This is a genomic window from Grimontia sp. THUN1695 (genome assembly GCF_059704325.2).
The window spans coordinates 2,896,644-2,915,434 of record NZ_AP046577.1; the positions used below are offsets into that span (position 1 = coordinate 2,896,644).

Sequence of the window (18,791 nt, forward strand, 5' to 3'; positions counted from 1 at the left end):
CGCTTAATTTATTCTGCGGCTATTTTACCGTGTTCCACATGAAACATCTTACTATTTTCGTCGCACATTTCAGCGACCTGATCGGCACTAATGGCACTGACAAAGACCTGTGCCCCAGTGGCTTTTAACTGCTCTGCTAACAGCGCCCGGCGCTGGCTGTCCAGCTCAGAGGCAAAATCGTCGATCAGATAAATACACTGTTTCTTTTTGTCGTCAGTGAGTTGTTGTCCCTGAGCCAAACGCAGGGCGCAAACCATCAGTTTCAGTTGTCCCCGCGACAGGACATCCTCAACCGGGGTTCCCCCCACTCGCAGGCGCAAATCGGCTTTGTGGGGGCCACTGACGGTATAGCCAAGTTGCTGGTCGCGCAGAAAGTTATCACGCAGCAAATCGGCATACTCTGTTTCTTTGTCCCAGCCACGACTGTAGCTGAGTTTAATTTCATATTCGGGCAAGAATGCTTCACACAGCTTGGAAGCGCGTTCGGCCAGCTTTTCGATATAGTCTTTACGCCACTGATCAATCAGGTTGGCAAGCGGTGCCAGCTCGGCATCCCAGTAGCTCAACTCGCGGTAACTGCGGGCAGTCTTCATCAACGCATTGCGTTGCTTGGTCAAACGCTTCACTCTTGCCCACACAGGATAAAACTGGGGTTCCACGTGAAACACGCCCCAGTCAATAAACGCACGGCGAAATTTGGGGCCGCCGGTTAGCAGCTCAAACCCTTCCGGCGTAATGAGCTGCATAGGCAGTACTTCTGCCAGTTGCACCAGCTTCTGCCCGCGCTCTTCACCAATTTTGACTTCCGTACTGCCATCCCGGTTTTTCTGGATCCCCACCGGGAGTAAGGATTCACCGTATTGTATCCGACCATGTACCACCAATCTGTCCTGATGGTGGCGGATCACCCTGCCCGTCAGCGGGCTGCGGAAAGAGCGGCCATGCCCGAGGTAATACACCGCCTCCAGCACACTGGTTTTTCCACTGCCATTTGGCCCCACAAGAAAATTGAAGCCTGATGACAGGCTAAGGTCACAGGCTTCAATGTTTCTCAAATCATGTATCGAGAGTCGGGACAGCGCCATGTTAGAGACGGATAGGCATCACGACGTACATGGCGTCATCATTGTTACAGTCTTCGACCAAGGTACTGGCGGTGCCGTCTGTCATCGAGAACCGCACCTGTTCACACTTAAGCGTGTTGAGTACGTCAAGCACATAACTGACGTTGAACCCAATCTCGAGGTCGTCACCGTCATAATTGACGTCAACAAACTCTTCCGCTTCTTCCTGTTCAGGGTTGTGGGCAGAAATCCGAAGCTGTCCCGCACTCAGGTTAAGACGCACACCACGGAATTTTTCATTCGACAGGATAGCGGCACGAGAAAACGCCTGGCGAAGGTCATCACAACCGGCTTCCATGATTTTATTAGAAGACTGCGGCAATACCCGGCGATAATCCGGGAAGCGGCCATCAACCAGCTTGGAGGTAAACACAAACTGGTTTACCAGCGCGCGGATATTCGCGCTGCCAATCTGGATAGTCACCGGTGCATCCGGGTTGTCCAGCATACGCATCAGCTCCGTTACCCCTTTGCGTGGCACGATTACCTGCTGCGCAGCAAGTTCGCTATCCAACAAGGTAGTACCCACTGCCATTCGGTGACCATCCGTCGCGACAGAACGCAGCGTCGTACCTTCTGTTTCAAGCAGCATACCGTTCAGGAAGTAACGCACATCCTGATTAGCCATGGAAAAAGCAGTGCTTTCCATCAGCTGGCGCAGCTTACCTTGTGGCAGGGTAAATTCCACTATGCTCTGCCAGTCTTCGATATTCGGAAAATCAGCAGCAGGCAGGGTCGACAGCGTAAAGCGGCTGCGGCCCGAACGGATAACAGCGCGGTCACCTTCCAGCGTAAAACTGATAGGGGCACTGTCTGGCAAACCACGGCAAATATCGAGGAACTTACGCGATGGAACCGTCACTGCCCCCTCATGCGCTTCGCTTTCCAGCGGCAGGTTGGCGATCAGCTCTACCTCAAGATCCGTACAGGTCATGGAAAGCTGGCCGGATTCCACCTTCAACAGGATATTTCCGAGGATCGGCAGTGTGGGTCGTCCCCCAAGTGCACCAGATACTTGCTGCAGGGGTTTTAAAAATTGGTCACGGGTAACGGTAAATTTCATATTAAGACGACAAAGTCCGGATCAGGTTGGAGTAATCTTCTTTTATATCGTGGCTCTCTTCGCGCAGCTGCTCAATCTTTCGGCATGCGTGAAGTACCGTAGTATGATCGCGGCCACCAAATGCGTCGCCGATCTCCGGCAAACTATGGTTAGTCAGCTCTTTAGACAACGCCATCGCGACCTGGCGTGGTCGTGCAACTGACCGGCTACGACGTTTTGACAGCAGATCCGCCATTTTGATTTTGTAATACTCTGCGACAGTCTTCTGGATGTTGTCGATGGTCACCAGTTTTTCCTGAAGTGCAAGCAAGTCGCGCAGCGCTTCTCGGACAAAATCAATCGTGATGGCACGGCCGGTGAAGTTAGCATTCGCTATCACGCGATTCAGCGCTCCCTCAAGTTCCCGGACATTTGATCGCAGACGTTTGGCAATAAAGAATGCCACTTCATCCGGCAGGCGGATGTTATGGTCTTCTGCCTTTTTCATCAAAATTGCCACCCGGGTTTCAAGCTCCGGCGGTTCAATCGCCACTGTCAGCCCCCAGCCAAAGCGCGACTTAAGGCGATCCTCCACTCCATTTATCTCTTTAGGATAGCGATCTGACGTCAGGATAATTTGCTGGTTGCCTTCAAGGAGCGCATTAAAGGTATGGAAAAACTCTTCCTGCGAACGCTCTTTATTGGCAAAAAACTGAATGTCATCGATAAGCAGCGCATCCACACTGCGGTAATAGCGCTTGAACTCTTCGATCTGATTATTTTGCAGCGCTTTGACCATATCCTGCACGAAACGCTCAGAGTGCATATACACCACACGCGCATCCGCCTTGCGATCGGAGATAGCGTTACCCACAGCATGTAACAGGTGAGTTTTACCCAAGCCAGTACCACCATACAGGAAAAGTGGGTTATATGCTGCCCCCGGATTGTCAGCCACCTGACGGGCCGCCGCCAGCGCCAGCTGGTTCGACTTACCTTCAACAAAGTTGGTGAACTTATGCTTGGGATTGACGTTAGAACGGTGATTCACATCAGACTGCACTGGAGACGGTGCCGGTTCCCAGGTACGCCCAACCGGTTTTGCGACTGGCGCTACCGGCGCGGGTGCCGCAGGTTGGCTCGGAGGTGCTGCTACAGCCACAGGCTTGCTGCCCACCTCAAAACGCAATAAAGGCAAGTCGTTACCGCAAAAATCATTCAATAACTGATTGATACTATTAAGATACTTATCGCGAACCCAATCCAACACAAAACGGTTTGGCGCGAACAAAGTCAGGGTATTGTCATTTAACTCCGCCTGAAGCGGTCGAACCCACATGCTGAATTCTGTTGCAGGGAGGTCTTCCTGAAGGCGCTGAAGACACTGCAACCAAAGCGAAGATGACACGTCTGACTCCACACTGAATTATTGAAAAGGGATGTAAGTTTATACTTCTACTGCAAGGATCGCTAGCGGGAAGATCCCTTTTGCGGTGAATAAGATCTAAGTTATACACACAGATCGCACAATTAGCCGGCAGTCCGGCACAGAAAACACCCGACTTACTCACAGAGTTATCCAAATCTCGGCGGAAAATATGAAGATCTGATCACGATGTTGATGACCTTCATCCACAAACACGTCATCATCGATCCCTTCCTTAAAAAACAGACCCCGATCATCTTTTCACATTCCATACAGGATTATCCCTGATGATCTCACAAGAATTACACAAGGATAAGTGAATAAGATCGATAAAGGATCCTTGCGCTTGAACCACGACCACGTATAATTGCGCGCCCGGGAGGTTGTCGGATTAAAGCCCCCGTGGTTTTAACATTGACTACAAGTCAGTCAGTGATTACAATCCGCCCTCTTTGTTGAGAGGCGTCGGACGATTCTGTCCCACGTCGGGTTAACAAACCTAAAAACTGATCAGTAATAAGGTAGAAACCATGAAACGCACTTTTCAACCTTCAGTTCTAAAGCGTAAGCGCACTCACGGTTTCCGTGCGCGCATGGCAACGAAGAACGGCCGTAAGGTTATTGCCGCTCGCCGTGCGAAAGGCCGTAGCAAGCTTTCAAAATAATCCTTAGCGATTTGTGAATAAGCTAGCTTTTTCTCGGGAGTTACGTCTGTTAACTCCCGAACATTTCAACTTTGTCTTCCAGCAACCTCATCGCGCTGGCTCTCCACACTTAACCATTCTTGCACGAAACAACACTTTTGGGCGTCCCCGCCTCGGTCAAGCTGTGCCAAAAAAACAAATCAAACTGGCTGTTGACCGCAATCGTTTTAAGCGACTGGTCAGGGAAAGTTTCCGTCTCCATCAGCATGACCTGCCGGCAAAAGACTATGTTGTGATTGCGAAAAAAAGTGCCAATGAGCTCAGCAATGAAGAACTGAGTAAGCTGCTTGATAAGTTATGGCAACGTTTGTCTCGACCACCGCGAAAAAAATAGTCACTGGACTGTTTCGCGGGTACCAACTCTTTATCAGTCCACTTCTGGGGCCCCGATGTCGCTTCACGCCGACATGCTCTCAATACGCCATAGAAGCGGTCAACCGTCACGGTGTGATAAAAGGGTGTTGGTTCGCCAGCAAACGTTTATTAAAATGCCACCCTCTTAATCATGGTGGGTACGACCCCGTGCCCCCGCGTCATCCTAAAAATCGAGACAATTAACAATGGATTCTCAACGCAATATCCTGTTGATTGCCCTAATGTTTGTATCCTTCATGTTGTACCTCAACTGGACGGAAGCAACCAACCCTCAACCACAGGGCCAGGGCGTAACACAGCAAGCACAACACAGTGGTGATGTTCCTGCCAGTTCAGATGCGTCCCAGCCTCTGACCCAAGACGCTGTGTCAAATAAGCTGATCACCCTGAAAAGTGACGTGCTGACTTTGACCGTTGACACACAAGGCGGTGACATCATTCACGCTGAACTGAATAAATATGATGCAGAGTTCGACTCTGACAACAAATTTGTTCTGCTGAAAAACCAGCCTGACCATGTCTTCGTCGCCCAAAGCGGTCTGATTGGCCCGAATGGTATCGATACCCTGGATGGCCGTGCGAAATTTACTGCCAACGGTACTGAGTTTGTCATGGCTGATGGCCAAGATGAGCTGCGTGTACCGCTGACACTGGAAAAAGACGGTATCACTTACACCAAAACGTTTGTCCTGAAACGTGACAACTACGCGGTTGACGTGGACTACACCATCGACAACCAAAGTGGTAAAGATGCCAATGTGCAGCTGTATGCACAGCTGAAACAAAACCTGATGGATGACGGCGGCAGCCTGACCATGCCGACATATCGTGGCGGTGTGTACTCTGCAGACGACACGAAATATGAAAAATACAGCTTTGACGATATGAAGGACAGAAACCTGAACCTGACTATCGCTGAGCAAGGCTGGGCAGGCATGATGCAACACTATTTCGTTGCGGCCTGGATCCCGCATTCAGAAGGTGAAGCTAACCTGTATACCCGTACCAGCAATGGTCAGGGCTTTATCGGTGTGCGTTACCCGACCACGACAGTGACTGCAGGCTCAAGCGCACAACTGGATGCCACACTGTGGGTCGGGCCTAAGCTTCAGGATCAAATGGAACAAACGGCGCCTAACCTGAACCTGACTGTCGATTACGGCTGGCTGTGGTTCATCGCAAGTCCGCTGCACTGGTTGTTGTCAACCATCCACGGCTTTGTGGGTAACTGGGGTGTCGCCATCATTATCCTGACTTTTGTTGTACGTGGTGTGATGTACCCGCTGACCAAAGCACAGTACACCTCCATGGCAAAAATGCGCATGCTGCAGCCAAAACTGCAGGAGATGCGTGAGCGTATTGGCGATGACCGCCAGCGCATGAGCCAGGAAATGATGGAGCTGTATAAGAAAGAGAAAGTGAACCCGCTCGGCGGCTGTTTACCTCTGCTTCTGCAAATGCCTATCTTCATCGCACTGTACTGGGCACTGATGGAATCGGTAGAGCTGCGCCATGCACCGTTCATGCTGTGGATTCAGGACTTGTCGGCACCGGATCCGTTCTATGTGCTGCCACTGCTGATGGGCGCATCGATGTTCCTGATCCAGAAGATGAGCCCAAGCACAGTGACCGACCCAATGCAGCAGAAGATCATGAACTTCATGCCAGTGATGTTTACGGTGTTCTTCCTGTGGTTCCCGGCAGGTCTGGTTCTGTACTGGCTGGTGTCTAACATCGTGACCCTTATCCAGCAAACCATGATTTACCGTGCGCTGGAGAAAAAAGGCCTTCACAGCCGCGGCTAATCGCACCACACACAGATAAGGCGGCCCTATGGCCGCCTTTCTTCTTTCTGAACACCGACAGGCAGTCAGGCAAAATTGGTATACACTAAGCAACGTTTTCAACACGCAGGTAAAGTTTCATGACTCACTCTGACACCATTGTTGCGCAGGCTACACCACCGGGACGCGGCGGTGTGGGCATCATTCGCGTATCTGGTCCTAAAGCCAAAGTCGTAGCCCAAGCTGTGACCGGGCGGGATTTGCCAGTTCGCCGCGCCGAATACCTGCCGTTTAAAGATGCCGAAGGCAACGCGCTTGACCAGGGTATTGCCCTGTACTTCCAGGCCCCCAACTCCTTTACCGGTGAAGATGTGCTGGAACTTCAGGGGCATGGGGGTCCGGTCATCATGGACATGTTGATAAAACGCATCGTGGAAATTGACGGTGTGCGAACAGCACGTCCGGGTGAATTCTCTGAGCGCGCCTTCCTGAATGACAAACTGGATTTGGCGCAGGCTGAAGCTATCGCCGACCTGATAGACGCCAGCTCTGAACAGGCAGCCAAAAGTGCCCTGCAAAGCCTGCAGGGGGCGTTTTCCAGCAAGGTTAATGCGCTGGTGGAGTCACTGATCCACTTGCGTATCTATGTTGAAGCCGCGATTGATTTTCCGGATGAAGAAATCGACTTTCTCTCAGACGGAAAAGTGGCCGGTGACCTGAACGACATTATCACCTCGCTCGACGAAGTAAGAAAAGCAGCAAACCAAGGCGCAATAATGCGTGAAGGGATGAAAGTAGTAATTGCCGGTCGCCCCAATGCCGGTAAATCGAGCCTCTTGAATGCCCTTTCCGGTAAAGAGAGTGCCATTGTCACCGACATTGCCGGCACCACCCGAGATGTATTGCGCGAACACATCCACATTGATGGCATGCCGCTGCACATCATTGACACCGCAGGGCTTCGTGATGCTTCAGATGAAGTAGAACGCATCGGCATTGAGCGTGCGTGGGATGAAATCGCCCAAGCCGACCGCGTACTGTTCATGGTGGATGGCACCACAACAGACGCGACGTCACCAGAAGAGATCTGGCCAGAATTTATTGACCGACTGCCATCCAATATGGGAATGACGGTCATCCGGAACAAAGCAGATATCACAGGGGAAACATTAGGGATCTGCCACGCCAGCCAGCCTACATTGATTCGTCTGAGTGCCAAAACCGGTGCCGGTGTTGATGCCCTTCGCGAGCACCTCAAAGCTTGCATGGGCTTCTCAGGCGCAACTGAAGGTGGGTTTATGGCACGCCGCCGCCACCTGGAAGCACTGGATGCTGCGGCACGTCATCTGGAAACAGGAAAAAATCAACTGGAAGGGTATATGGCCGGGGAAATCCTTGCTGAGGAGCTTCGTATTGCCCAGCAGCATCTTTCAGAGATAACCGGGGAATTCAGCTCAGACGATCTTCTTGGACGGATCTTCAGCTCCTTCTGTATCGGGAAGTAAAGTGGGCAAATAACGGAAAACAACAGCAAGCAACGGTAGATAACACACTGATTTTATTAGATCGTCATTTGCCGTTTGTTTCCATCCGTTGCCGTTAATTGCCAAATCTAGTCCCCAGTTGGTCCCCAATGACATGATAAATGCCGTATTGGGGACCAATTGGGGGCTAAAATGAAAATTTCCATTGAAAAACGAACACTTAGAGCTGACGGCACACGCTCACTACGCTTAGTTTATGACTATGGCTACACCACAAATACGCAAGGTGGACGCCAAAATAAACGTAAGCGCAGCTACGAAACCTTAGACCTGTACGTTCACGACAAACCTAAAACACCCACCCAGCGCCAACACAACAAAGAACATATGCTTCTCGCCGAAACCATTAAGAGTAAACGACTGGTTGAGTGGCAATCTCAGAAGCATGGTTTTGAGGATCGAACCAAGCGCTCAGCTAGCTTCATCGATTACTTTCAACGGCAAATTGACATCAAAGAACAAACTACCTCAAGCTCCAACCACTCGATCTGGCTTTCAGCCCGTAAGCACCTGCTGTTCTACTGCGGGAAACATGATCTTAGCTTTGATGAACTGGATAAAGACTGGTTAGACGGATTTAAGTATTACCTGACCAATGAAGCGAAAACCAAGAGTGATGAGCCTTTGTCTCGCAACACACAAAGCTCCTACTTCAATAAAGTTCGCGCGGCGATCAACGAAGCACATAGAGAAGGTATTATTCGCGATAACCCGCTTGCACAAGTAACGAGTATCAAAGCCAAAACAACTAAGCGGGTTTATTTAACATTGGATGAAGTCAACGCGTTAGCTCAAACAGAATGTCGCTACCCAGTCCTTAAACGTGCGTTTTTGTTCTCATGTGCAACGGGGATGCGTTGGTGCGATATCCATCGACTTACTTGGTCAGAAATAGAGACATTTAATAATCACAAACGCATTATCTTCGACCAAGTCAAACTCTCTCACGGCGATGCTAAGAGCCTTCAATACCTAGACCTACCAAAGTTCGCGGAATCACTCTTAGGCCCAGTCAAAGCGGCACACGAGCGTGTATTTAAGGGATTAAAATACTCTTCGTACATGAACGTTGAATTGCTTAGATGGAGCCTAGCTGCTGGGATCAGTAAACACGTTACATTCCACAGTGGCCGCCATACCTTTGCCGTGATCCAATTGAGCAGAGGTGTAGATATTTACTCAGTGTCTCGATTGCTCGGTCATAGCGAACTTAAGACAACAGAGATCTACGCTGACATCATTGAACAACGCAGGATGGAAGCCATGCTGACATTCCCTGATATTTTTGCTTCTGGAAAGGATTCAGCGGCCTAAAAATCGTATATTCTGGTGATGGTGACATTGCTCACTATCACCTTAATTTGAAGTCATAGGATTGGATAATTAGCGATTTTTAACATTTCAAAGGCTCCCTTCACAGCATCTTCGGACTCATCAAATCCTCTATGCCAGCGAATCTCTACCTTCTGATGGCAAGCCCAAGCGACTAACTTCTTAAACTCGCGCCATTTGTCATTTTTTGCACAACACTCAGCAAATTGGTTCACGAGTAGATACGTATCACGACCCACGCTATGCTTGGAAAGCTCAAACGCTTTTTTATAGTGCCCTAAGGCTGAACGATGATCGTCTTTTCGGTAAAAATATGTAGCGAACATCCATTCAACCATCCAATGCAAAGTATCACCATGTCCAGCGTCATCAATACTGCGCTGATAGTCTTGAATATCCGTGAGTGATAAGGTTGATGACTTTCTCCGCCTTCCGCCATCCATGTAATTCAGCATAAAGCTTTTCTTATCTGAATCTATTTGTTTGTGATGCACCCTTAGACACATGGCAAGAAAATAAGCATCAAATCTCCACCTAAGCCTTTTAACTTCTGATAGTGAAAACGGAGAGCCTTTTCGCTCTATCAATATCGATTGAAATATACTTGCGTCCTGGGCTAGATGCTGAGCATACTGCCTCCAGTACAAATCCACTTTTTGAAACCAAAACTCGTAGTATCGCTGTGAAGTTAGAGGGCCAACTTCAAACAACTCAACGGAAATCTGTTTTTTAAGCTCTTGATTAAACTTAACCATTCTGCGGTTTTGAGCTTTCATTTGAACAGCCAAGCGTTGAATAAATCTGCTCCCGAAAGCAGAATTTATCTGCAGAAAAATATCAGTCGATAGTCGAGCAAGAAACAGAATACATGTGAAGCGATGAACATCTTCAGCACTCAGTTTTCTGCCATGTCGCTGGTCACCGCAACTTGCCAGTTGCTCAACCGAATACTCAAAGTTCTTCTGTAGCTCTCCCCAACTAGGTAATCGTCCTCGGTTAAACCAACGAGATACGTTTTCCAAATTTTGTCTCGCCCTGCCATCTAAATCTAAAGGATTATGAAATCGACTTTGATTCGTTCCGCATTCTTGATAAATCCAACGCCAAGCTTTTTCTAACGGCCAGCAAACATGCTCTCCCGAAAATGTGGGCAACCACCAATCAATTTCGCAAGGTGCTTTTAAACTGCTCACAGCTGCACCATACATCAACGCATATTTATGCGCAGACTTAATAACAAGATCAGCCAAACGGTATTCAATGCGTATTCCGATTTACTTGAACAGCCATTCCGGTTTTATTTGAACACCTCAGATCAACGCATCGTTGGCTAACCGATTTTTAACTTAAGTGTTCAAGTGGCGTCAACGGTCGCCAGTATTTTCCTCATTGACTCTCCTTTCAGTTTTATCCGGTGTGCATTGTGCATCAGGCGATCGAGGATGGCATCGGCCAACGTGTTATCACCGATGGATTGATACCATTGGTCGGTGGGGAGTTGGCTGATGAGGAGGGTTGAGCTACTGCCATGGCGGTCATCCATGATCTCCATCAGGTCGTTGCGCTGCGCGGCTTTTAGCGGTTCTAGTCCCCAGTCGTCCAGGATGAGCAGGTTGAGTTTAGCCAGGCTTTTCAGCTTCTTGCTGTAAGTGCCATCGGCTTTGGCCTGGGTGAGTTCCATGAGCAGACGACTCACCCGGTAGTATTTCACCGTGTAGCCTTTCAGGCAGGCGGTGTTAGCAAGCGCACAGGCGATATAGGTTTTCCCGGTGCCGCATGGCCCGGTCAGTAACAGGTTTTGCTGCCGCTGTAGCCAGTCGCATTGAAGCAACCCTGTCATGACACTTTTTTGCAGGCCGCGCGGGTGCTGATAATCGATGTCCTGGGCGGTTGCCGCAAGTTTTAGTTGGGCCTGTCTGAGCAGGCGCTGTTGTTTACGGTTATCCCGTTCATGGATTTCCTGGTCGGCCAGCAGTTGCAGCCGCTCAGCGAAGCAGAGGTCCTGATACTGGCCCGGTTGTTCGAGTTGCTGGCTCAATGCTTTTGCCATGCCACTCAGTTTGAGTTGGTGCAGTTGGGAGAGTGTGGTGTTTACCATGGGTTTTCTCCTTAATGGAAGCTCTGTGGGCCACGGATATTTTCGTGGTGCTGAGGGAGTGTCAGTGTTTCCTGGCTGGATTCACTGATGAGCTTGTCCTGATTACTGTTTAAGATGTCTTTGAGCTGTTGCAGGCGATAGAGCTGATGTTGATTAGCCAGTTTACAGGCGGTATTGAGCCGCTGCGGTGGATACTGGCTGGCTAATCGCAATGCGCCCAGACAGACGCGGAACGCCTGCTGTGGATGCGGTTTGCGTTTAAGCTGCGCTTTTACCCAGACAAGCACGTCATCGCCGATGTCCTTCGCCCAGTTCATCAGACTGCCCTCACTGACTTTGTGGTAATGCTGGTGCTGTACAGGCATGTGCTGCGGTGTAGTGGTAAACCCGTAGCGGTCATTACGGGGGTGGCTGGCAACGCATTTACCCTGGAAGTAGATTTGCACTAAGCGCGGCTTCGCGTGAAGCTCAACCCGCTCACCAACCAGTTGATGCGGTACTGAGTAAAGATGGCTCTCATACTGCACATGGTAATCAATGTTCACTTTAGCCTGGCGGATGTCAGTGTATTCATAGGCATGACACGGTAGCGGTTTTAAGGCGGGTTTATCCAGTTCGTCGAACCACTGCTGACGGGTTCCAGCCATTTGTTTGAAGGGCTTACTGTTTACTTCTATCAGTAACGCGCTGATGCACTGATTCAGCTCATACAGTGAGAAGAAAGTGTGATGGCGAAGCCGGGCTAATATCCAGCGCTCAATGATTTGTACACCCACTTCGGCCTTGGCTTTATCCTTCGGCTTATACGGTCTGGCCGGCACGATGGCCGTATCATAGTGAGCCGCCAGTTGCTGATAGGCCGGGTTGATATCTGGGTCGCTTTTACAGGCTTTGGTGACGGCACTTTTTAAGTTGTCCGGCACCACCATAGTGGGGACGCCACCGAGATAGTCAAAGGCCCGAACGTGGCTGCCCAGCCAGTCTTGTATACCTTGCGTCCAGGTCGCTTCGGCGAAGTAATAGCTGCTCGCTCCCATGGCCGCCACGAAGATTTGGGCGTGCCGGATCTCGCCAGTCTGTGGATTCACAACAGGCATGGTTTGCCCTGCGTAATCGACGAACAAGACGTCACCTGCCCGGTGATGCTGACGCATGGAGCGGCGCTGTTTCTTCAGCCAGTGCAGATAGCGGTCGCAGAACTGGGAATAACTGTAACAGCGGTTGGGGTATTGCTGAGTGTATTCCTCCCACAACAGCAGCTTCGTCACGCCCTTACGGCTTAGTTGCTTACGTAAGTCTGCCCAATCCGGCTCTTGGAATCGCTTGGCATGGCGGGTATCGGCTTGCGGATAAAAGCAGCGGGCCAACTGCGCATCATCCAGTTCACCCGGCAGTGGCCAGGATAAGTTCATGCTCTTGGCTTTGCTGAGCAGTGTTTGAATACTACCGACACTGACTTTGGTGCTGCGGTGGATCTCTCGGATACTCAATCCTGCCGAGAAATGCAGCCTTAAAACCTCTCTGATTTTACGCATTGTGATCCTTTTCAAACCTACCCCTCACTCGCCAACGAAAAGTCAGTGGTTAAGTTATCAAATTAATTGTTATTTCAATGCGTTGAGAAAATTCCGGTGTACTTGAACACCGATTCCGGAAATGAGCACAAAACTGTACTAAATAAATCCGGAATCAGAGTTCAAATGATTCCAGAATAGGTGTTCAAGTGTTTCCGGAATTACTGTTCAGATCCGGCCGGAATACGCATTCAATAAGCCATTTGATCGTTTCCTGTCTTGAAAGATAGGTACCCTCATCACTTAACGTGGCTCTGTAGGACTGATACAAATCTCTCGCACTTGCTAGAAGTGCTTCACTAACCCGTGGGTCTTGAGTCGCTTCATACACCAAGCCAATAAAGTAAACCTCAAGCTCCTCAAGGGTTTTATCAAGATCACCATCTTCCTTAGCCAGCCTATTCAACTTGGTTTGGATAGTCTTCTTCTGTGTTTCTTCAGCCAATATCGCCGATTTATTGTGCTTTTTGGCCAACAATCCAGTGCTATTGAAGACTAGCTTCACCGCTTCACCAAGAGTTGGGAAGGAATACTTAGTCATCGTCGTCATCATATTCATCCATTAAGTCATTTTCCTTCTGACAGTCGTAACAAAGTTCGCCTGTAACCCCTGATGGTCCATTTTTTCCAGTGAAGTACAGAGTGCAATAGCACTCTGCACATTGAATCTGGTTTTCGCTCATATTAACTCCAAACCAAATATCAATTACTTACCTTTAGCATTTCCACGACCACCACCAGATTTTTGACCTGTCGTGGATGGCCAATTTCCTCCTGGCCCAGGATGCGATGATTGAGGGCGACCACCTGATTTGCTTGAACCTTTTGACATGATGTTACTCCTTTAATGATGTTGATTTACTCACATCAAGCGCAAAACAAACTCTGCACTGACAGTACAAATCTAATCAAAAGGTTTATTGGTAACACCGGGCTTTTTGGCGACGTTAATTTTCAAAGGGATTCAGCGGCCTGATGAGGCCGCTGCGATAACGGTATTACTTACGAGAAGTGGTGGCGACATAGTTTGCTGCCCTTTTTTCGATCTCATAATGAGATGAAACACGCTGCTCCTCGACCCAGTTCATGATGGCTTGACGCTCAAATCGAAGGTGTTTGCCAATTTTGAAAAATGGTATTTCCGCAGAGCTGGTCAGCTTATAAAGCTGGTTGGTTGATAAACCCAACAAGGCTGCACATTCATCAATCGTTAGAATGTCCTTTCCAAGGAGCTCCACCTTTTTTTGCTGCAAACGCTGCTCCAGAACAGCGCGCTCGACACGATCAATCTTGGCGAGAATGGATTGAAGAAGAACTTGCTCGTTGGTTGTCATCGTATCACCTCCTCGCCCATTGGAATATCTCTGGGAAGAGTGGGAAAGCTGGGAAATTCACTATTCATCAATACCCATCTCCTTCAACTCAGAGAGGATCTTTTCCGGCCAGAAGGCGAAAAAACGATGATCAAACTCAGTACCGTTCTTCTTTTCGATAACCCGAAGTGTTCCCCTACGATCTTCATTGGTTTCAAACCACCCTTTATGAATCAAAGGGCTCAATTGACTCTTATACTGACGCCGCAGTCGTAGCTGCTTAACAAATTCTTGTTTGTGGATAAGCCACTGGACGTCATCACCATCCTGCCGCCAGTAACCAAACTTTGACGGTCTGCTTGTACAGAATTCAGGAAGCTTATTTTCCCAATGGCTAATCGCTTGTTTCAAAGCACTCAACACCTCATACGTTTCTTGATTGTGCTGGTGCCCTCTGTGAGATAACCAGCGGCTAAAAACGCTATATACGGAATAGAGCGACTCTTCTTCAGTCCATGGCACTAACTGGTTTCGTGACGCAACAGACAACGCGACACCAACCAAGACAAAGCGCTTCAATACCCGATGAACCTGGCCGGAATAATTGCTTTTAGACCAATGCTGCCTCAGCGTTTCGATTTCACGCTGTAAGACAACATCCAGATCGGGCTTATCTGAAATAAGCGTCATCCAAGCCGTGAACAAAGTGCCAAAGTACTTTTGAGTCTGCTTTTCCAAGTGCTCAGCAAACTGAGATGGTGAGGAAAATCGGTGTAGATCCGCAAAACAACCGAAACGCTCTTCCGCAGGAATTTCGATAACTCGAATCAGCTGACCTGCTTTCACTTGATAACCAGAGGACTCCATCAGCTCTGTCAGGCCAATCTCTCCATTGCTCAAGGTCAACGTTCGCCAATTGGCAATATTCGCCAAGCCGCCTGTTTCAGTGGCTCGCAGCTTCCCACATCCGTTTACGATTTGATAAGCCGCAGAACTGGCTTCTTCCGCCGAGCACAACCCTAGCTCATCTAACACAAGCAACATGTCATGATGTTCTGATGCAACCGCCTCAATACCGTTAGCGGTTGTTTTCCATGACTTGATATAAGACTTATCAGCATAAACAGACGCCGCAACAAACGATGTGACAGATTTCCCCGACGAAGACGGCCCCATGATATGGAATGCCGCACTTTCCATTCCAACAGGCTTGAGAAGCGGCGCGGCCAACGCAACACCAACAGAAAATATGAGCAGAGGATTACCGACCAACAAAGAACCGACTTCACTTTGCCATTCAGCTAAGTTCCCTTCAGCCAAACAGAGTGAATCAGCCATACCACCAGAAAAATAGTAGGACTCATCTGACCGTCCGAAGCTTTTATCCGGAGTAACGAACACCTTGTCATGCCAACCTGTTCTTGTGACACAAAAGGCCGTTTGTGCCGCTTTGAGCTCTTCCCGCAAATAGCGCTGGACCATACTCCATGCAGTTTGCTCAGGCTCCAGCCAAAAACCGGTATCGAACAATTCATCTCTTAGCTGATAGTTGGTCCCTCCCATGATCTTTCTGGCAGGCACTATCATTCTGATCATCTGCCTGTCCATATTGATGATTTCAATACAAGCACTGAACCCTGACTTCCGATCAGGTGAACGCGTTCTAGCAAGAACCTTGACCGAAGAGCTCAACGAACGCCAACCTAGCTCACGGCAGAAATACTGTAGTTGATCATGGTGATGACGAAACTTCATATGACCTCCCTATCACAGGCTCAAAAGCCACTTCTGCACGTCTTCAACACGAAATCTCACACTTCGAGCACCAGGCGATAAATTCACTGGAGGAGGAAAAGAACCATTTTTCACATAACGGCGAATGGTTGCCTGAGACAGCTGAGTTAACTGACAAACTTCTTGATAGCTTAATAGCTGATTTGATTGTTTTTGTTCGGTCATAACTACTCCTGACAGTTAGTGGATAATCAAGGAATAGTTTGCAGGGTGAGCAACGCAAAGGCGCGCGGTGCTCAGGCCCATTTTGGGCAATCTGATAGAAAATCAACTCAAACAGACAGCCAAGACAAAGTACAAGATCATTTTTTGATGCTAAAACGAAGAAACGCCACTAATCAGTAAGTTATTAGTCAGTAATTAAGAAGAAGCTTAATCAATCAGAATCTTTCACATGTGAAACTGATATAGGTGAAAATCTCCCTTCAGCCTGAGGATAGATTTTAAATAGTCAAATTAAAGCAAATTTGCTAGCATATAACCTAACACAAAACAGTAGGTAACTTGATTTAATTCAATCGTTACATTCCTACTTTATATGATTAGGGCTTGTCCCGGATGGATTGAGAGGCTGACAGTGCAAGACAACACTGGACTTGAAGAGCTTAGCCAAGCACAGAGAGAACGACTCGCTCATATTGATTTCACTTTGTTATTTAAAGGTGAAGCTGGGCGTAGTTATTTAACCGAGCGCTTTAGCGTAGCGCCGTCTGTGGCAACGCAAGATTTTGCGCGGTACAAAGAGTTGGCTCCTAACAACGTTATGTATGACGAAAAGCGCAGAGTGCACTTGAAGACGAGCACATTCAAGCCGTTGTTTGATTATGACATTGTTCGAACTCTTGCGACGATAAGCCAAGGGTTTGGTGATGGTTTTCTTGGCAAGGTTAAGCCACCTATGGCTTGTGAAGCACCATTCCATCTCAATAAGCCAAAATTGGAAGTAGTGGCTGCTATTAGTGAAGCCATACATAAACGCGCTGCGATCAATATTGAATATACCTCTTTATCGAGTGGCCATGAGAGCAGGCAAATTGTTCCTCATACCATGATTGACAATGGCTTGAGATGGCATGTCCGAGCATTCGATAGAAAGCATAAAGAATTTAGGGATTTTGTTTTAACCAGAATAAGTGAAGTTGAGCAGTTAGAGGATGAGATTAACGACGAAGTTGAGACTCTTCAGTGGGATAAGCAATGGAACAGGATCGTTGAGTTAGAACTAATACCTCATCCAAAACTAACACATCCAGAAGCTGTATCGATGGACTACGCAATGGAAAACAATAGGTTGCGTGTAGAGATAAGAGCTGCGTTCGCTGGGTATTTACTGCGTTTATGGAATATCGATTGTTCAAAGAATAGTAAGGGCAATGGGCGAGAGTTCCATTTAGCACTTAAAAACCCAGAAGCATTATACGGCGTTGATAATGCTGCACTCGCTCCTGGATATAGCGAATCGTGAGATGAATTTATGAATATAAAAGAATATTTAGGCGATCTTATCGGAGGCAGTTTATTGATAACTGAATCTAGAATAATCGCAGAATCGCTACTGAAAAAACTTCCAGATGACGAGTGGAAGTCACTAATCGTTGAGCAAAATGTTCTTCAGAAAAAATCCGGCCAGACAGCTATTCGTTATGCCAGAACAATCCGTTGGCGTATTGAAGGCCTGGGTGATGAGTTTATGACTGATCTTTTAGCCGCGAGTGAACGCGCATATGTCCAAATGCTGATGATGTCATTACTCATTCATTCTCCGGTTGTCGCTGATTTTATGCGACTTACCTTGGCCGAGGCTCGTCGCACCTATAAACCCTCTTTGACTGCTGATGCATGGTCTGAGTTTTATGACACAAGAGTGCGGGCATATGCCGAGCTTGGCGGTTTTTCTGACTCAACTGTCAAAAAAATGGGTAACAACGCAATTAAGGCATTAGTTGACAGTGGCTACCTGAGTGATAGCAGGACAAAGAAAATACAACCTGTTTACCTAATGCCAGAAGTTAAAGACTGGTTAGTTCGTCTGGGCAGGGAAGATTTGATTGATGTAATGGAGTGCACAATATGAAGGCTCTTCAGACCAGGCTTGATCTGATATTGGAACGAATTGAAAGCCCTAAGTTTTTGAAAAACGATGGATTGGGCAATGAAATTGGATTTTGGGTATTTGACTATCCAGCCAAGTATGAACTGCTCGTACGAGATCACCTTAAGCACGTTGACGAAAAACTCAACAAGCGTGGTTACCGCTTTGTCCATCTCAATATTTTTGAAGTCTTGATAGATATGCTTGAGGAGCGAGGCCTTTTCGACCGAGCTTGCCAGCGTGAATTGCAAGTCGGTGTTGATGGCCTTCGAAAAACACTAGCCGGGCCTCTGAGCCAAGAGAAAGTGGCAAGGTATATCGCGGACAAATATAAGCCATCAGAACTTGAGTTTGTGTTGCTGTCAGGCTTAGGCAGTGCGTGGCCTCTTGTACGAGGGCATGAGTTACTCAGTGCTCTGCAAGACGTGATGGGCAGCACGCCATTAGTGCTTTTCTATCCAGGTGAATATAGTGGAAGGGATTTGCATCCTTTCGGCATGATCGAATCTAAAAACTATTATCGCGCCTTCAAGCTTGTGCCTGAAGACGGTAAAAAACCTTTTGCTGACAATAAGAAGTAGAGCAGAGA

At 48.2% G+C, this 18,791-nt stretch carries 18 protein-coding genes and 1 pseudogene; 9 read left to right on the plus strand and 10 right to left on the minus strand.

The genetic code is table 11. The annotated features are described in order from the left end of the window. Nucleotides 1–8: 8 nt before the first annotated feature. The 3 genes from recF to dnaA are packed head-to-tail and all read right to left on the minus strand — an operon-like array spanning nt 9 to nt 3,574. Nucleotides 9–1,085, minus strand: a complete 1,077-nt coding sequence (gene recF, locus AC6IB1_RS16630; RefSeq protein WP_497567559.1) for a DNA replication/repair protein RecF — start codon at nt 1,083–1,085, stop codon at nt 9–11. A gap of 1 nt (nt 1,086) precedes the next feature. After that, entirely contained in the window at nt 1,087–2,187 is a 1,101-nt protein-coding gene (gene dnaN / locus AC6IB1_RS16635) for a DNA polymerase III subunit beta (protein WP_497567560.1), read from the minus strand. 1 nt (nt 2,188) lies between these two features. Further along, nucleotides 2,189–3,574 carry a chromosomal replication initiator protein DnaA gene (gene dnaA, locus AC6IB1_RS16640; RefSeq protein WP_497567561.1) on the minus strand — a complete coding sequence of 462 codons (1,386 nt, stop codon included), beginning with the start codon at nt 3,572–3,574 and terminating at the stop codon, nt 2,189–2,191. A gap of 548 nt (nt 3,575–4,122) precedes the next feature. Here dnaA and rpmH point away from each other — a divergent pair. The 6 genes from rpmH to AC6IB1_RS16670 all read left to right on the plus strand — a co-directional run bounded on the left by rpmH (nt 4,123) and on the right by AC6IB1_RS16670 (nt 9,313). Next, nucleotides 4,123–4,257, plus strand: a complete 135-nt coding sequence (gene rpmH / locus AC6IB1_RS16645; RefSeq protein WP_002540783.1) for a 50S ribosomal protein L34 — start codon at nt 4,123–4,125, stop codon at nt 4,255–4,257. A 13-nt stretch (nt 4,258–4,270) separates the two neighbouring features. Then, the gene (gene rnpA / locus AC6IB1_RS16650; protein WP_497567562.1) at nt 4,271–4,630 is read left to right on the plus strand and encodes a ribonuclease P protein component; all 360 of its coding nucleotides are present in this window, start codon (nt 4,271–4,273) and stop codon (nt 4,628–4,630) included. Beyond that, the gene (gene yidD / locus AC6IB1_RS16655; RefSeq protein WP_081455976.1) at nt 4,594–4,854 is read left to right on the plus strand and encodes a membrane protein insertion efficiency factor YidD; all 261 of its coding nucleotides are present in this window, start codon (nt 4,594–4,596) and stop codon (nt 4,852–4,854) included. Before rnpA ends, yidD begins: the two co-directional genes overlap by 37 nt. 2 nt (nt 4,855–4,856) lie before the next feature. Then, nucleotides 4,857–6,476: a membrane protein insertase YidC gene (gene yidC, locus AC6IB1_RS16660; protein ID WP_497567563.1), complete on the plus strand. Its 1,620-nt coding sequence runs from the start codon at nt 4,857–4,859 to the stop codon at nt 6,474–6,476. Between the two features lie 119 nt (nt 6,477–6,595). Then, complete coding sequence (mnmE, locus tag AC6IB1_RS16665) at nt 6,596–7,960, plus strand: tRNA uridine-5-carboxymethylaminomethyl(34) synthesis GTPase MnmE (RefSeq protein WP_497567564.1); 1,365 nt, start codon at nt 6,596–6,598, stop codon at nt 7,958–7,960. Nucleotides 7,961–8,131: 171 nt separating this feature from the next. Continuing rightward, nucleotides 8,132–9,313 carry a site-specific integrase gene (locus AC6IB1_RS16670; protein ID WP_497567565.1) on the plus strand — a complete coding sequence of 394 codons (1,182 nt, stop codon included), beginning with the start codon at nt 8,132–8,134 and terminating at the stop codon, nt 9,311–9,313. A gap of 53 nt (nt 9,314–9,366) precedes the next feature. Here AC6IB1_RS16670 and AC6IB1_RS16675 read toward each other — a convergent pair. The 7 genes and pseudogenes from AC6IB1_RS16675 to AC6IB1_RS16705 all read right to left on the minus strand — a co-directional run. Continuing rightward, nucleotides 9,367–10,593 (minus strand): annotated as a pseudogene (locus AC6IB1_RS16675) (hypothetical protein); the annotation flags it as partial. 92 nt (nt 10,594–10,685) lie between these two features. Continuing rightward, entirely contained in the window at nt 10,686–11,429 is a 744-nt protein-coding gene (gene istB, locus AC6IB1_RS16680) for an IS21-like element helper ATPase IstB (RefSeq protein WP_497566252.1), read from the minus strand. Nucleotides 11,430–11,440: 11 nt separating this feature from the next. Next, the gene (istA, locus tag AC6IB1_RS16685) at nt 11,441–12,964 is read right to left on the minus strand and encodes an IS21 family transposase (protein WP_497566251.1); all 1,524 of its coding nucleotides are present in this window, start codon (nt 12,962–12,964) and stop codon (nt 11,441–11,443) included. 184 nt (nt 12,965–13,148) lie between these two features. Continuing rightward, entirely contained in the window at nt 13,149–13,562 is a 414-nt protein-coding gene (locus AC6IB1_RS16690) for a hypothetical protein (protein ID WP_497567566.1), read from the minus strand. 439 nt (nt 13,563–14,001) lie between these two features. Further along, the gene (locus AC6IB1_RS16695; protein ID WP_497567567.1) at nt 14,002–14,337 is read right to left on the minus strand and encodes a helix-turn-helix domain-containing protein; all 336 of its coding nucleotides are present in this window, start codon (nt 14,335–14,337) and stop codon (nt 14,002–14,004) included. A 60-nt stretch (nt 14,338–14,397) separates the two neighbouring features. Next, the gene (locus AC6IB1_RS16700) at nt 14,398–16,071 is read right to left on the minus strand and encodes a DUF927 domain-containing protein (protein ID WP_497567568.1); all 1,674 of its coding nucleotides are present in this window, start codon (nt 16,069–16,071) and stop codon (nt 14,398–14,400) included. Nucleotides 16,072–16,083: 12 nt separating this feature from the next. After that, a complete protein-coding gene (locus tag AC6IB1_RS16705) occupies nt 16,084–16,275 on the minus strand; it encodes a helix-turn-helix transcriptional regulator (RefSeq protein ID WP_017044132.1) in 192 nt (63 codons plus the stop codon). Nucleotides 16,276–16,687: 412 nt separating this feature from the next. Between AC6IB1_RS16705 and AC6IB1_RS16710 the strand changes: the two genes are divergently transcribed. From AC6IB1_RS16710 to AC6IB1_RS16720, 3 genes are read left to right on the plus strand one after another with little or no spacing between them, the layout of a single operon-like run. After that, nucleotides 16,688–17,575, plus strand: coding sequence for a WYL domain-containing protein (locus AC6IB1_RS16710; RefSeq protein WP_497567569.1), 888 nt, complete (start codon nt 16,688–16,690; stop codon nt 17,573–17,575). A gap of 9 nt (nt 17,576–17,584) precedes the next feature. After that, nucleotides 17,585–18,184, plus strand: coding sequence for a DUF1819 family protein (locus AC6IB1_RS16715; RefSeq protein ID WP_085609363.1), 600 nt, complete (start codon nt 17,585–17,587; stop codon nt 18,182–18,184). Beyond that, a complete protein-coding gene (locus AC6IB1_RS16720; RefSeq protein ID WP_170894124.1) occupies nt 18,181–18,783 on the plus strand; it encodes a DUF1788 domain-containing protein in 603 nt (200 codons plus the stop codon). Before AC6IB1_RS16715 ends, AC6IB1_RS16720 begins: the two co-directional genes overlap by 4 nt. The last annotated feature ends 8 nt before the right edge of the window (nt 18,784–18,791 follow it).

What these genes read in the sequence shown, in the direction of transcription:
- recF (WP_497567559.1), bottom strand. Translation starts at nt 1,085, where the DNA reads ATGGCGCTGTCCCGACTCTCGATACATGATTTGAGAAACATTGAAGCC.
- dnaN (WP_497567560.1), bottom strand. Translation starts at nt 2,187, where the DNA reads ATGAAATTTACCGTTACCCGTGACCAATTTTTAAAACCCCTGCAGCAA.
- rpmH (WP_002540783.1), top strand. Translation starts at nt 4,123, where the DNA reads ATGAAACGCACTTTTCAACCTTCAGTTCTAAAGCGTAAGCGCACTCAC.
- yidD (WP_081455976.1), top strand. Translation starts at nt 4,594, where the DNA reads ATGGCAACGTTTGTCTCGACCACCGCGAAAAAAATAGTCACTGGACTG.
- yidC (WP_497567563.1), top strand. Translation starts at nt 4,857, where the DNA reads ATGGATTCTCAACGCAATATCCTGTTGATTGCCCTAATGTTTGTATCC.
- mnmE (WP_497567564.1), top strand. Translation starts at nt 6,596, where the DNA reads ATGACTCACTCTGACACCATTGTTGCGCAGGCTACACCACCGGGACGC.
- AC6IB1_RS16670 (WP_497567565.1), top strand. Translation starts at nt 8,132, where the DNA reads ATGAAAATTTCCATTGAAAAACGAACACTTAGAGCTGACGGCACACGC.
- istB (WP_497566252.1), bottom strand. Translation starts at nt 11,429, where the DNA reads ATGGTAAACACCACACTCTCCCAACTGCACCAACTCAAACTGAGTGGC.
- istA (WP_497566251.1), bottom strand. Translation starts at nt 12,964, where the DNA reads ATGCGTAAAATCAGAGAGGTTTTAAGGCTGCATTTCTCGGCAGGATTG.
- AC6IB1_RS16690 (WP_497567566.1), bottom strand. Translation starts at nt 13,562, where the DNA reads ATGAATATGATGACGACGATGACTAAGTATTCCTTCCCAACTCTTGGT.
- AC6IB1_RS16695 (WP_497567567.1), bottom strand. Translation starts at nt 14,337, where the DNA reads ATGACAACCAACGAGCAAGTTCTTCTTCAATCCATTCTCGCCAAGATT.
- AC6IB1_RS16700 (WP_497567568.1), bottom strand. Translation starts at nt 16,071, where the DNA reads ATGAAGTTTCGTCATCACCATGATCAACTACAGTATTTCTGCCGTGAG.
- AC6IB1_RS16705 (WP_017044132.1), bottom strand. Translation starts at nt 16,275, where the DNA reads ATGACCGAACAAAAACAATCAAATCAGCTATTAAGCTATCAAGAAGTT.
- AC6IB1_RS16715 (WP_085609363.1), top strand. Translation starts at nt 17,585, where the DNA reads ATGAATATAAAAGAATATTTAGGCGATCTTATCGGAGGCAGTTTATTG.
- AC6IB1_RS16720 (WP_170894124.1), top strand. Translation starts at nt 18,181, where the DNA reads ATGAAGGCTCTTCAGACCAGGCTTGATCTGATATTGGAACGAATTGAA.